An 11,922-nucleotide genomic window follows, 5' to 3' on the forward strand; every position below is an offset into this window, starting at 1 on the left:
CCCCACGACGACCCCAACGGGGACACGGACCGGCCCCCGCCCTGCTGGAAGGAGCAGCAGGAGACGGGGGCCGGAGTCTGTGCCGGTCAGGAGGTCGCGTGCTGCGTACCCTCGACCGTCTTCGTGTGCGCCGCCCGGCCACGGGCATCCGCCGCGTCCTTGGTCGACCGCTCCCGGTCCAGCGCCCGACCGGCCGCCGCGACGTCCTCCGTCGGCTGGACCTTGCCCAGCGGGGTCGCCCTCGCCGAACGCTGACCTCCCCGAACAACCTTGCCCATGGTCACCACTCCTCGTCTTGGTCGTCTTGAACCCGGGCAGCCCGCGCCGCCCAACCCTCCGGCGGCGGCACCGGCTCCCGGTCGAGATTCCGCCCCACACGGCCACCCGCCTTCGTCAGCCACGGGGCGCGCGGGACCTCCGGCGCGTAACTGCCGGCCGGCTCCTTTGCCGCCGCCTCCCGCGCCCACTCCCGGCCGTCCTCGCTGCTGCCGAGCACCTGCCGCATCCCGCGCTCGTTCATCTCCAGGTCCCGGCGCAGCAACTCAGCCGGCGACGGGTGCAGCCGCTCCGTTTGCTCCTGCTGCCCGGCGATGTACCGCCGGACCATCGCCTCCTGCTCGCTCGGCGAGGGGACGTACCCGCTTCTGGTCATCGACACCGTTCAGCCCTCCTGCGGGGCAAGCGCCCACTCGGCCAGGCACTTGACCTGGCGCACCCCGGTCAGTTCGGTGCTCAGGCTGTTGATCTGTCGCGCTACGAACACGTCGGGGACCTCGCGCTCCTGGGCGCGGCGGTTCTCGCACTTCGGGTGCTGCAGCTCGGCCATCTTCGCCTCGACCAGGATCCGCACCTGGTGGGCGACGGCCAGCTCTGCCTGCAACTCCTGCTCTCGGGCGGTCGCCCAGCCCAGGGCGGCGGTCGCGTTGTCTTGCAAACTCATCTGCCTCGCCTCGTCCATATAGTTCGATTGGGTGTTGGGTTGGTTGCCCCTGGGCGACGTGGCGAGGGTGCGAGTCGGGCGGGCTCTGTTGAGCCGGGCCGACCGGCGTTCTGGGCACGGTCTGCGGTTCGGGCGGGGGCCGGTTGTCGTCGTCGCTGCGGGACCTCCGCCGGGCTGGGCGGTGGTGCGGCAACGCTCCGGGTCGACTTAACCGGGGTTCGCACGTCTGTGCTAATTCTACCGCAACATCGGGTTGGGACGCACGGGCCGAGCTGGTCACCGGCCCTGAGGTGGTGCGACGGTCACCGCCGCCGACTACCCGGGACGGTGTCGATCGAGTCGATGAACCCTGCAGGGCGGCGGGGTCGCTTCTTCGGTGGGGTCGGTGTGGGGTCTTCCGTGGCCTCCGGAGCCACAGGAACCGGCTCCCGGGGGTCAGGGCGGGTTCCGCCCGCCGAGCGCTCCGGAGCGGTCTCCCGACGCTTCGGCCTCACCGGCTCTGGCGCGGGCTGCGGCGGCTCCGCCGGAGTGCCCAACAGCGGCGACCACGCCAACCCGGCCCGCAGCTCCTGGTGCCGCTGCGTGACCGCCTGCTCCAGCTCGGCCAACTGTGCGGCGGACTCCCGAGCCGCCCGCTTCCGGGACGCCTCCGTGCACGGCCTCCTCGGCTCCACAAACGGCCCCGGGTCCGGACGGCCCTCCCGGACCGCCACCCGCCGCTGCGCCTCGTGCAACATCGTCATCAGCTCCCGCTCATCCGCCCGGCGGGTCGCCCACCAATCCGGGCAGGTCAACCCGCAGACGTTGTGCGTCGTGCGCCGCTTACCTGGCAGAACGAGCGCCACCGGGCACCTCCAGACCGTTCGCCTCGATCTCCAACGTCGCGATCATGTGCGACGGCCACTTCGCCCCGAGCAAATCGACGCGCTCCCGGTTGCACTGCAACACCAGCCGCAGCACGTTGGACCGCTCGCTCACCGTCAGATTCGGCAGGTCCAACAGGTCGTACGCGTATCGCCGCACCGTGTAGATCTGGTCTTCCGCCTCCCGCCGGACCTGCTCGGCCGTGTCCGACCCGACCCTCTGCAGCGCCTCCTGGTACCGGCGTTCGACCGTCCGCCGGCTGATGCCCATCTCCGCCGCGATCTGCTCGTACGTGACACCCCTGCGGCGCAGCTCCAACACCCGAAGCTCCTGCGTCGCGCGCTCCATTGCCGTCTTCGCAGCCACCTCGCCCCCTCTCAAGATCAACTTGCGCGTCAAGAAAACCACATCCAGACGTCACCGATGGGCACCCAGCACCCCGCCGTGCGGGGGCTCCTGACACGTCCGACCCGGTCTGACCTGCGGCGGAAGCCCCGTTGTTAGGGCAAGCACTAGGCCAAATCCTGCTCGGACCCGCCAGAGAGGGGCACCGACCAGGCCCCGGCCTGCGGCCTGCGAGAAGCCGGCAGCAAGTGCGGTCTACTCGGCGAGGTGCAGTTCTCGGGCTTCGAGGCTTCGTGCCCAGCCTTGTTGGGCGGCCCAGGCGGTGACTTGGTCAAGGTGTTCGCGGCGGATGATTGTCCAGGCGTGCCCGTGGTGGTCGATCGGCCCGTCGTTGACGTAGACGCCGTTGTCGAAGCACCAGCGGATGAGCTGGTGGCGGATTTTGAGTCGGTGCGTCCCAGGCTTGATGTTGATGCAGATGAGTTGGTTCGGGTCGTGGCCGGCGTCTGTTGCCCAGTCGGCCCAGTTGGTGAAGTCGACCCCTCGGACGTTGCCGATCTCTCCGTGCCAGCGGGGGTGGGGCGGTTCGATTTGCATGGGTTGTGGTCCTCCGGCTGGCCTATTCGACGGGGTCTGGCCGTGTGGTGCCGGCTGCTTGGGCGATGTGGTCGATGTTGACCGTGGGCTGGAGGGGCGAGGGCTTCCAGCCGGTGTGTTCCTGAATAAAGCCACCCTTGTCGGCCTGGCCAGGCCGCCAGAGCTTGTCGACTACGGGCAGCCGGGTCCACTGGAGGCGTTCGCGGCTCGTGGGGTCGATGGGCCAGGTGTAGTGGGTGAGGAAGTCGTCGTTGCCGCCGGGGTACAGCCGGCTGTCCCAGGTCTGGAAGGGGGCGGCTTCGGCGGTTCCCGGGCCGTGGACCGACCAGAGGATGCGGACGGTGTGGGGGTCTTGGCGGGCGTCGTTGCGCTGGTCGATGTAGTGCTTGATCCATTGATCCCAAAGTTCGGCGGCGGTGATCTCGCTGAGGAGATAGTCGCCGGTGATGGGGTCGCCTTCGAGTTCCCAATGCAGTTCCAGAGGGACGGTGCGGGTGTAGTTGTTGGGGTGGTAGGTGAATTGCCATTCGCGGTCGGGGTCGTACGTGGTCATCTCGTCTCGCTTTCTCGTGTCGGTTGGGTGCGAGGCTGCGCCTGGTCAGTGTCGCGTGAGTTGGGCGATCTGGTGGGCGAGGATCGCCAGTCGGGCTCGGAGGAAGTGGCTTTCTCGTGCTGGGGCGGGGGTGCGTGTTGGTCAGTAGTCGGGGTCGAGCTTGACGTTGACCTGCTGGGTCTGCGGTGTGAGGTATACGGGCTTGGCGGGGTCGACGGTGACGGTCCCGTTGGCGGTGCTGAATGCGACTCGTTGGCGGGTCCGGCCGGTGGGCTTGACGGCCAGTCTGCGGCGGTCGACGTACAGCTCGGCCTCGGTGACCACCCCGACGGGCAGGTCGCCTCCGGGGTTGGCGATGTGGGCGAGGTTGGCGGGGTGGAAGCCTTGGGTTTCCCAGCGGGTCCAGCCGTCGAGTTCGCAGATTTGATCGATGACGAACTGGTCGGCGGTGCGGTAGTTGCCGTCGTCGTCCTGGGTGGTGGTGGTCTCGGTCCTGCCGACGACCGTCCAGGCGCGGGGCTTGGCGTCCTTGCTGATTCGGGCGAGGCGCGAGGCGAGGTTTCCTACGACCAGTGCCAGTACGACCAGTGCCGGCTGGGGGGTGTCGTCGGTGCCGGTGTCGGTGGAGGTGAGCAGGAATTGGAAGGCGGGTTTGCCGTTGTAGTCGATCTTCCGGGGGTTGTTGGGGGTGCCTTCGAGGACGTGGAGGTTGGTGTCCATGGCTGGGTGTGCTCTTTTCTGGTCGGGTTTTTGGGGTTGGAGTTGTCTGGGCGGGCCAGGTGGGTTGGTGCGGCGCAAGCCATCGGGATCGGGTGGGTGGTGGGTGGGTGGGTTGTCGTTCTTAGACAACCCACCACCACCACTCCCCGTGGCGCGGTGGGTTGCAACCCACCGCAACCCACCGCAACCCACCGACCCACTTAGGTGGTGGGTGGGTGGAGGTGGTGCTTCTTGTTCGCTCCGATGATCTTCTTGAGCCGCCCGGCTTGGACGAGCCTGTCGGCCGCGCTGCGGACGGCCACCTTGTCGCCTCCGAGCCGGTCATGCAGCTCGTTCTTTCCGATCCCGGGCTCGGCGGTGACTGCCGCGATGATGCGGCCGTCGAGTTCGTCGTCTCGGGTCGCCGCGCGGCCGGTCCCCTCGCCCTCGGCGGTCAACCGGCGGGTCTGCTGGTCGAAGCTGAGCCGCTGCTCCTGGACTTTGACGTCTCGCCCGTCGGCCCACAGGAACCGGTGGTCGGTCTTGGTGTCCCGGGTTAGGACCCACCGGGCGTCGGCCCAGTCGTCTAGTCGGGTCGCCGCCCGCGCCCGTTCCTCGCCCCGTTGTTGCTCGGCTCGGCCGGTGTGCAGCGGCAGGATCAGCTCTCGGACGCCAGCCCGGTCCTTGATCACGTCCAGGGTGTCGAGGAACGCCCCGACGGCGGTGTTGTCGTTCTCTTCGCCGCAGCCGACGTACGCCCTGGCGAACGGGTCGACCACCCAGACGGTGACTTCCCGCTCGGACAGCCACCGGACGACCCAGTCTTCAACCTGCGGGCTGGTCAGCGGCAGGCGCTTCCCCCGCAGGTGCAGCGCGACCACCCGGTCGGGGTTCTCGATCTGCTGGTCCCGGAGCCACCGGCGGTACATCGGCTCGGCGACTTCGTAGTTGAAGATCGCGACCCGCCCGCCGTCGGGGTTGACCTGGTACTGACCGAGGAACGGCTGGTTGTCGACCAGGCTGCGGACCAGCTCATTGACCATGGTGGTCTTGCCGGTCTTGTACTGGGCGGTGAGGGTGACGTTTCCGTCGACGGGCATCAGCCGGTCGACCCGGTAGGTGACCTCGGGGTCGGGCAGTAGCAGCTCTTCGGCGAGGGTGCCGTGGCTGGCGGGCTCCCGCCAGGTCTGGGCGAACAGTTCGTCTCGCAGGAGCTTGTCCGCGTCCCGGTCGACCCGTTTGGTCTTGACCTTCTCCCGGACGACTTGGGCGTGCCGTTCCTGCTCCCGGGCGGCTTCCGCTGCGTCCCATACGGCTTGGGCTTCGGGGAGCAGGGCGGGCGGCTGGTTTGGGAACGACTCGGCCCACGACTCTCGCCCCTGCCGGCTGTTGGGGCTGGCAGCCCAACCGGTCCAGGCTCGGAAGAAGCGAAGGGTCTCGTCGGCGGTGCACCCGTCGTAGAAGCTCCACATCTGGGTTTGGTGCTGCCAGTCGTCGTCGGTCGCGTCGGGCCACTTCGTGAGGAATTGGGTCCGCTTCTCGGCAACCCACTCGTCTCGCTGGCGGTGCAGCTCGGAGTACCGCTCGGGTGCGAGCCCGAGCAGACCGTCCTCAGTCGACGTTTGTCCTGGTACAATTGATCTTGCCTCGGTTTCGCCTTGGTTGTCGTTCTGGGTGTTGTTCCAGTCAGCCCTCAGGTGGTCGTTACGGGATCCGGCCATCTGGGGGCTTTCTGCTGCCTGCGGTCGGTCCCGGCTCACTGGGCACCCCCGTCCGGGGTTTCGGTGGCCTCTCCGAGCGCCTGGAGTAGCGCGGCCCGGGTGACGACCAGCCGACGGCCGAGCCGCAGGACGGGGACCGGGAACGCACCTTGCCGGGCGAGGTCGTAGGACAGATCGCGGCCGATGCCGAAGCAACTGCCGGCGGTGCGCAGGTCGACGGTCACCGAGAAGTCGCGGACTTGGTCGATGGTGGGGACGGTGACGTTCACTCGGCCACCGCCTCGAACAGGTCGCCGACCTGGCAGTCGAGCACTTCGGCGAGCTGGAGCAGGACCGGCGGCTGCGGCGAGCGTTGGTTGTTCTCCCACCGGTTGACGTTGGTCCGTCGCGTCCCGAGCTTCTGTCCGAGACTGTCTTGCGTGTAGCCGGCGGTTTTCCGCCTGGCGCGTAGGTTCGCGCCGCTGAACACGTGTTTTGTTGCCATGGAGAGACCCCCGAGGTGTGGCTTCGGGAGCGTGCTTGCCGAGACTCCTGCGTCGTCCTTGGGTGACCGTCTTTGTGGTTCGGCGGGCAGCTCGACGTGGGGGTGTTGCTCTCGGCAGCGGCGTCCGTTCTCTGCAGGACGCTCTCTCTGGTCCGACGCTGGCGGGAGCCCGTTCGTTTGGGCTCGCCACTCTTTGGACCGCTGACGCTCAGTTCCTCGCCGGAACTGCTCCAAGTAAATCAGGCTGCACCGTTCCGGGACCATGTTCGCTAGGCCACGCACAGCGTGTGCCGCGCCGCGTGTTCTGTTCCACGTGAAACGGGCAAACCGCCCCCCTGCAGCGAGTGGTGTGGACCACAAACCGGCGAAACTTCTCCCCTATGTGACTCATCTGTATCTGCACAGGATTGTGTCCGGATGCGATCCAGTGGTGGGATTTTCCTGCGGGGCTCTTGTCGCCTACCCACCCTGGGCGGCAAGGGCTCCGCAAATAGAACCCAATTCGAGGAGCACCGAATGGACCCCACCGAACCGCGCAACGACGCCAAGGTGTGGCTTCTATTGCCCACCCCGATGAAGACCGACCTCGAACAGCTCGGCCAGCAGGACCGACGGCCGGTCAACTTCCTGATCCGCGAGGCGATCACCGAATACCTAAGCCGCCGCGACCAGGAGACCGCGAAGTGAAGGCCGAGCCGCGCGACTGGCTGGCCGAACGGGTCGCCGTCGCGCTCGCGCTGCGGCCCGAACCGCAGCCCACCCCGGCCAGGGCGGCAACGACCCCGCCCACCCCGACCGCCGGCCCCCGTCACAGGAGCAGCAGTTGACCAATCAGCAAGGCAAAGACCCCGCCGACGTTTGGTATCAGCCCGGCCGGCTACTGCCGAAATTCGTGGGCCGGGCCGGTCAGGCGTGCAAGGAGACGGATCCAAGCCTGTTTTTCCGTGCGGCCAAAGAGCACGCCGCGAAAGCGATCTGCAACACCACTCCCTGTCGGTGGAGGGCTGAGTGTCTGCAATTCGTCTTGGTGATGTCCCCTGACAGGGATCGGCACGGTGTTTGGGGCGGCACCACCCCTGCTGAACGGTACCTAATTCGACAGGGAAAGATCCAGCCTGGAGACGCTTGGTCGGGGGCCGTCGCACAAGACGAACTGGATAGCGCCCTGCGCAATGCGGAGATTGAAGTGCATTCCAACCCTGGTCAAAGCAGCTCCCCGCGCTTTGATAAGTCGGAGCGAGCAGCACAAGTTCGTCTCTGTGCCGAACTGCGCCAACAGGGTTTATCGGTTGCGGCGATCTCCGGGAAACTCGACCTCAATTATCGGCTCGTCCTCGTACGGCTGCAGGCCGCCAAAGAAGCCCAACAGGCACCAACCGCGCAGCCCCAATAGAAGACGGCCCCGGGACGGTGCACCACCACCAACCCGGGGCCTTGACCGCCTAACAGGAGGCGACCCGTGGACAACCTACCCACCAGCACGAACTACCCAGTCCCCCGCCACGAACCCGACCACCGGCTGTCGTACGGCCTGCTGCTCGACCTGCGGGTCGTCCTGCTGCGGCACGGCTACCCCGAACTGACCAGCGCCGACCTCGCGGAGCTGATGAACGCCATCGACAGCTTCGCCTACGGCCCCCGACCGGCAGCCGCCGAGTACGGGCACGACCAGGACACCCCCGCCGGGCAGCCCCTCCCGGCAGGAGTCGAAGGCACCCCGATCAACACCCGCAAGACAAGGAGGAACCAGCGGTGAACCGGCCGTTCGTGTACCGCCAGCAGAAGATCGCCGGGGTGTACCAGCGGTGCAACCGCGACTGCCCCGCCAACAGGTGCGCCGAGCACCGCTGGGCGTTCCACATCGAGCTGCCCGCCGGGCCAGACGGCCGCCGCCGGCAGGTCACCAAGGGCGGGTTCCAGACCGGCCGGGAGGCGATGAAAGCCCGCGAGGAGGTTGGGACCGCCGACCGGGACGGGAAGATCAGCGCGAACCCCCGGACGACCTTCGCTGGCTGGTCCGCCGAATGGTTGGCCGGGAAGATCGAACGGGGCGAGCTGAAACCGTCCAGCGCCCGAGCCCACACCGACGCCCTGCGGCTGCACCTGGTCCCCCAGCTCGGCCGGTACAAGCTGACCGAGCTGACCGGGTACCACCTGACCCGGGCGTACGGGGCGATCCTGCGGGACCGGCGGGCGCAGGTCGCGGAGGCGACCAAGGACGGCCGGAAGGTCCCCCCGTCGATCTCCCCCGCCAGCATCGTCCGGATGCACGGGGTGGTGTCGGGTTGCCTGCGCAGCGCGGAGAAAGCCGGGCTGGTCCCCCGGAACGTCGCCCCGCACGCGGAGCTGCCGACGTGGCGACCCACCGAGGTCCGCCCATGGACCCCCGACCAGGCCCGGCAGTTCCTCGACTGGCTCGACCGGCAGTCCGACCGCCTGGCCCCGTTGATCCACCTCGCAGTACACACGGGGCTGCGCCGGGGGGAGCTGCTCGCCCTCGGCTGGGCGGACGTCGACCTGGACACCGGGACAGCCCGGGTGTGGCGGCAGCGGGTGACCGTCGCCGGGGCAGTCTCGGTGGTCGACCACCCGAAGACCCGATCGGGTGAGCGGACCGTCCCGCTGTTCCCGGGGACGGTCGCCGTCCTGCGGCAGTGGCGGGCGCAGCAGAACCGAGAGCGGCTCGCCTGGGAAGGGGCTTGGAACGACCGGGGGTGGGTGTTCACCCACGAGGACGGGAAGCCGCTGTTCCCGGACACGGTCGGGCGGGTGTTCGCGAAGCGGGCTCGGCAGGCCGAGCTGCCGCCGCTGCGGTTCCACGACCTGCGGCACACGTTCGCGTCGATCGCGGCGGACGCGGGGGTGCCGATCGAGATGCTGTCGAAGGTGATGGGTCACGCGAACGTCCGGACGACCCTGCAGCTCTACGCCCACCTGTACCCGGAGACACACCGCCGGGTGGCCGATTTGGTGGGCGAAAAGCTCGCCAGCAGGGCCGCGACCGGCTAGTTCCCTAACGCTCCCCTAGCAAGAACGGACAAAGAGCCCCTGCCGTGACCAGCGGCAGGGGCTCTGACTTTGGAAGACGCGACACAACGCACTCCCGGAACCATGCCCTGACGTGTCACGATTCAGAGCACGGCGTGCGGACGGGCGCCGAGGGGCAGGGGCGGCCGCGCCGGAAGGCGCGTTAAAGGGGGATGTCCGGGTGTCAGCGGGTGGGGCCCGCCGGGGACGGCGGGACAACGGGCTCGACGCGAACGAGTACGCCGTCGTCGGCGACGTCGATCCGCGCGTCGGCGAGCACCTGCTCGACGTGCTGGCCGCCGGCGGGATCGCCGCCTACCTGCAGCCCTCCGCCGACCTCAACCCGGTGACCCGCACCACCACCGTTCCGGCCCGGCCGGTCGACCGGCTCTACGTCGACCGCTCGCACCTGACCACCGCACGGGACTACCTGACCCAACTCTCCGACGAGACCGCTCCGGAGCAGCCGCCAGCCCGCGACGAACCGGACATCGACGCCGAGTGGGCGCGGATCGTGGCGGGCTTCCACACCTCCGCCACGGTCGGCGAACGCCCCTGGCCGGCCTCGGAGGACGTGGACGAACGGGACACCCTCGACGAGCCGACCGCTGGTCCCTTGGCCCGCTCCGGGTCCGACGAGCCCGGTCCGACCGCCACCGACGTCCGCCGGCTACCGTCCGCGACCGACATCTCCGGGATTTCCGTCGGGCGTGGCACGCGGCCGGATGAGCCGTCGCTGCTGGACGGGCTGGACACGTTCGGCGCCGACCTGCCCGACGACGAGGACGACGAGGGATACCACCCGCCCCCGCCGCCTCCGCTGCCCCGCTTCAGCAAGTACGCCGTGGTCGGCGTGCTCGGTGTCGTCGTCGGGTTCGTGCTCTTCCTCTTCCCGTGGCTGGTCCCGGTGGACAAGTCGGCGGTCACCCTGTTCGGGTTCACCGGCATTCTGGCCGGCTTCGTCACGCTGATCTGGCGGCTGCGCCCCGGCGACGAGGACGACGACGACCCGGACAACGGCGCCGTCGTCTGAGGCCGGCCCGCATCCCGGGACAACAGCGACCCGCCGGGGCCGTAACAGTGGTGTAACTTACTGTCAGTAGGAATACCGCTGTACGTCACTTCCCCCGCTGACTGACCGGTTTTTCCTTGCTCGCGGCGGTCAGTCCTCTGCTGATCGGAATGCCCGAGATGCGACAGAGTTCCCTCGTGGTGGTGGCCAACCGCCTCCCCATCGACGACAGCCAGGCGCCCGACGGTGCCTGCGAGTGGCGCCGCAGCCCAGGTGGGCTGGTCAGCGCGCTGCACCCGCTCCTGCGGCACGCCCCGGCGACCTGGGTCGGCTGGGCCGGCGGCACCGGGCCGGCCCCCACCCTGCCGGACGTGGACGGCGTCCGGATGCACACCGTCGCGCTCAGCCCGGAAGACCTGCGCGACCACTACGAGGGATTCGCCAACGCCACCCTCTGGCCGCTCTACCACGACGCCGTGGAGCAACCGCAGCATCACCGCCGGTGGTGGGAGGCGTACCAGCGGGTCAACCAGCGCTTCGCCGAGGCGACCGCCGAGGTGGCCGAGCCGGGCGGCGTGGTCTGGGTGCAGGATTACCACCTGCACCTGGTGCCCGGCCAACTGCGGGCGCTCCGCCCGGACCTGCGCATCGGGTTCTTCCTGCACGTGCCGTTCCCACCGCCGGAGCTGTTCATGCAGCTGCCCCGCCGCGCCGAACTGCTGCGCGGCATGCTCGGCGCCGACCTGGTCGGCTTCCAGCGCGCCCAGGCGGCGCACAACTTCGCCCAACTGGTGACCAAGGTGCTGGAGCTGCCCGCCACCGACCGGCGCATCGGCATCGACGACCGGGTCGTCCGCATCGGCGCGTTCCCGGTCTCCATCGACACCGCCGAGATGGGCGCGCTCGCCGCCCGCCCGGACGTGGCCGCCCGGGCCCGCCGGCTACGTCAGGACCTCGGCGACCCCCGGCAGGTCATCCTCAGCGTGGACCGGATGGACTACACCAAGGGCATCGAGCAGCGGCTCAAGGCATACAGCGAACTGCTCGCCAACGGCGACGTCAAGGTCCGCGACACCGTGCTGGTGCAGGTCGCGATGCCGAGCCGGGAACGCGTCGGCCAATACCAGATCCTGCGGGAGCGGATCGAGCGCGAGGTGGGCCGGATCAACGGCGAGTTCGGCCGGGTCGGCGAGCCGGCGATCCACTATCTCACCCAGCCCTTCGACCGTGCCGAGCTGGCCGCGCTCTACCGCGTCGCCGACGTCATGGCGGTGACGCCGCTGCGCGACGGGATGAACCTCGTCGCCAAGGAGTACGTGGCCGCCCGGGTGGACGACACGGGCGCCCTGCTGCTCAGCGAGTTCGCCGGCACCGCCGCAGAGCTGTCCCAGGCGTACCTGGTCAACCCGCACGACCTGGAAGGACTCAAGCAGGGCCTCCGTGCGGCGCTGCGGGCCAGCCCGGCCGACATCACCGAACGGATGCAGGCCATGCGCGCCCACCTGCACCAGCACGACATCCGGGCCTGGGTCCGCTCCTACCTCCGCGCACTGGACGAGGGAGGTGCCCTGGTCCGCCTCCTGACCAGCACCGACGCCGACCCCGGTGACACCACCAGGGTGCCCCGACCGGCCACCCCGACCGGCAGCCCAGCCAGCCACCACACCAGCGGCTGACCTG

18 protein-coding genes are annotated in these 11,922 nt (G+C 69.1%); 7 read left to right on the top strand and 11 right to left on the bottom strand.

Annotation, left to right across the window (positions count from 1 at the left end):
- Positions 1-86: 86 nt before the first annotated feature.
- The 11 genes from PCA76_RS24145 to PCA76_RS24195 all read right to left on the bottom strand — a co-directional run bounded on the left by PCA76_RS24145 (position 87) and on the right by PCA76_RS24195 (position 6,203).
- Positions 87-278 carry a hypothetical protein gene (locus tag PCA76_RS24145; RefSeq protein ID WP_272612731.1) on the bottom strand — a complete coding sequence of 64 codons (192 nt, stop codon included), beginning with the start codon at positions 276-278 and terminating at the stop codon, positions 87-89.
- Positions 279-280: 2 nt separating this feature from the next.
- A complete protein-coding gene (locus PCA76_RS24150) occupies positions 281-658 on the bottom strand; it encodes a hypothetical protein (protein WP_272612732.1) in 378 nt (125 codons plus the stop codon).
- A gap of 3 nt (positions 659-661) precedes the next feature.
- Entirely contained in the window at positions 662-940 is a 279-nt protein-coding gene (locus PCA76_RS24155; protein WP_272612733.1) for a hypothetical protein, read from the bottom strand.
- Between the two features lie 302 nt (positions 941-1,242).
- On the bottom strand, positions 1,243-1,785 hold the full coding sequence (locus PCA76_RS24160) for a hypothetical protein (protein ID WP_272612734.1): 543 nt from the start codon (positions 1,783-1,785) through the stop codon (positions 1,243-1,245).
- Positions 1,763-2,152, bottom strand: a complete 390-nt coding sequence (locus PCA76_RS24165; RefSeq protein WP_272612735.1) for a helix-turn-helix domain-containing protein — start codon at positions 2,150-2,152, stop codon at positions 1,763-1,765. The genes PCA76_RS24160 and PCA76_RS24165 overlap by 23 nt, the downstream gene beginning before the upstream one ends.
- A 252-nt stretch (positions 2,153-2,404) precedes the next feature.
- Positions 2,405-2,746, bottom strand: coding sequence for a hypothetical protein (locus tag PCA76_RS24170; RefSeq protein WP_272612736.1), 342 nt, complete (start codon positions 2,744-2,746; stop codon positions 2,405-2,407).
- A 22-nt stretch (positions 2,747-2,768) separates the two neighbouring features.
- A complete protein-coding gene (locus PCA76_RS24175) occupies positions 2,769-3,299 on the bottom strand; it encodes a hypothetical protein (protein ID WP_272612737.1) in 531 nt (176 codons plus the stop codon).
- 141 nt (positions 3,300-3,440) lie between these two features.
- On the bottom strand, positions 3,441-4,019 hold the full coding sequence (locus tag PCA76_RS24180) for a hypothetical protein (protein WP_272612738.1): 579 nt from the start codon (positions 4,017-4,019) through the stop codon (positions 3,441-3,443).
- 200 nt (positions 4,020-4,219) lie between these two features.
- On the bottom strand, positions 4,220-5,719 hold the full coding sequence (locus PCA76_RS24185) for an AAA family ATPase (protein WP_272612739.1): 1,500 nt from the start codon (positions 5,717-5,719) through the stop codon (positions 4,220-4,222).
- 35 nt (positions 5,720-5,754) lie between these two features.
- Positions 5,755-5,988, bottom strand: a complete 234-nt coding sequence (locus PCA76_RS24190) for a DNA-binding protein (RefSeq protein ID WP_272612740.1) — start codon at positions 5,986-5,988, stop codon at positions 5,755-5,757.
- On the bottom strand, positions 5,985-6,203 hold the full coding sequence (locus PCA76_RS24195; protein ID WP_272612741.1) for a helix-turn-helix domain-containing protein: 219 nt from the start codon (positions 6,201-6,203) through the stop codon (positions 5,985-5,987). Before PCA76_RS24195 ends, PCA76_RS24190 begins: the two co-directional genes overlap by 4 nt.
- Positions 6,204-6,719: 516 nt before the next feature.
- Between PCA76_RS24195 and PCA76_RS24200 the strand changes: the two genes are divergently transcribed.
- The 7 genes from PCA76_RS24200 to PCA76_RS24230 all read left to right on the top strand — a co-directional run bounded on the left by PCA76_RS24200 (position 6,720) and on the right by PCA76_RS24230 (position 11,918).
- Positions 6,720-6,890 carry a hypothetical protein gene (locus PCA76_RS24200; RefSeq protein WP_272612742.1) on the top strand — a complete coding sequence of 57 codons (171 nt, stop codon included), beginning with the start codon at positions 6,720-6,722 and terminating at the stop codon, positions 6,888-6,890.
- Positions 6,887-7,030, top strand: coding sequence for a hypothetical protein (locus tag PCA76_RS24205; RefSeq protein ID WP_272612743.1), 144 nt, complete (start codon positions 6,887-6,889; stop codon positions 7,028-7,030). The genes PCA76_RS24200 and PCA76_RS24205 overlap by 4 nt, the downstream gene beginning before the upstream one ends.
- Positions 7,027-7,596, top strand: coding sequence for a WhiB family transcriptional regulator (locus PCA76_RS24210; protein ID WP_272612744.1), 570 nt, complete (start codon positions 7,027-7,029; stop codon positions 7,594-7,596). Before PCA76_RS24205 ends, PCA76_RS24210 begins: the two co-directional genes overlap by 4 nt.
- A gap of 66 nt (positions 7,597-7,662) precedes the next feature.
- Positions 7,663-7,959 carry a hypothetical protein gene (locus PCA76_RS24215; RefSeq protein ID WP_272612745.1) on the top strand — a complete coding sequence of 99 codons (297 nt, stop codon included), beginning with the start codon at positions 7,663-7,665 and terminating at the stop codon, positions 7,957-7,959.
- On the top strand, positions 7,956-9,212 hold the full coding sequence (locus PCA76_RS24220) for a site-specific integrase (protein ID WP_272612746.1): 1,257 nt from the start codon (positions 7,956-7,958) through the stop codon (positions 9,210-9,212). Before PCA76_RS24215 ends, PCA76_RS24220 begins: the two co-directional genes overlap by 4 nt.
- A 199-nt stretch (positions 9,213-9,411) precedes the next feature.
- On the top strand, positions 9,412-10,263 hold the full coding sequence (locus PCA76_RS24225; RefSeq protein ID WP_272612747.1) for a DUF308 domain-containing protein: 852 nt from the start codon (positions 9,412-9,414) through the stop codon (positions 10,261-10,263).
- A 158-nt stretch (positions 10,264-10,421) separates the two neighbouring features.
- Positions 10,422-11,918: an alpha,alpha-trehalose-phosphate synthase (UDP-forming) gene (locus tag PCA76_RS24230; protein WP_272612748.1), complete on the top strand. Its 1,497-nt coding sequence runs from the start codon at positions 10,422-10,424 to the stop codon at positions 11,916-11,918.
- Positions 11,919-11,922: the final 4 nt, after the last annotated feature.

The organism is Micromonospora sp. LH3U1 (assembly GCF_028475105.1).
Classification (GTDB): Bacteria; Actinomycetota; Actinomycetes; order Mycobacteriales; family Micromonosporaceae; genus Micromonospora.

What these genes read in the sequence shown, in the direction of transcription:
- PCA76_RS24145 (WP_272612731.1), bottom strand. Translation starts at nt 278, where the DNA reads ATGGGCAAGGTTGTTCGGGGAGGTCAGCGTTCGGCGAGGGCGACCCCG.
- PCA76_RS24155 (WP_272612733.1), bottom strand. Translation starts at nt 940, where the DNA reads ATGAGTTTGCAAGACAACGCGACCGCCGCCCTGGGCTGGGCGACCGCC.
- PCA76_RS24165 (WP_272612735.1), bottom strand. Translation starts at nt 2,152, where the DNA reads ATGGAGCGCGCGACGCAGGAGCTTCGGGTGTTGGAGCTGCGCCGCAGG.
- PCA76_RS24170 (WP_272612736.1), bottom strand. Translation starts at nt 2,746, where the DNA reads ATGCAAATCGAACCGCCCCACCCCCGCTGGCACGGAGAGATCGGCAAC.
- PCA76_RS24175 (WP_272612737.1), bottom strand. Translation starts at nt 3,299, where the DNA reads ATGACCACGTACGACCCCGACCGCGAATGGCAATTCACCTACCACCCC.
- PCA76_RS24180 (WP_272612738.1), bottom strand. Translation starts at nt 4,019, where the DNA reads ATGGACACCAACCTCCACGTCCTCGAAGGCACCCCCAACAACCCCCGG.
- PCA76_RS24185 (WP_272612739.1), bottom strand. Translation starts at nt 5,719, where the DNA reads ATGGCCGGATCCCGTAACGACCACCTGAGGGCTGACTGGAACAACACC.
- PCA76_RS24195 (WP_272612741.1), bottom strand. Translation starts at nt 6,203, where the DNA reads ATGGCAACAAAACACGTGTTCAGCGGCGCGAACCTACGCGCCAGGCGG.
- PCA76_RS24200 (WP_272612742.1), top strand. Translation starts at nt 6,720, where the DNA reads ATGGACCCCACCGAACCGCGCAACGACGCCAAGGTGTGGCTTCTATTG.
- PCA76_RS24230 (WP_272612748.1), top strand. Translation starts at nt 10,422, where the DNA reads ATGCGACAGAGTTCCCTCGTGGTGGTGGCCAACCGCCTCCCCATCGAC.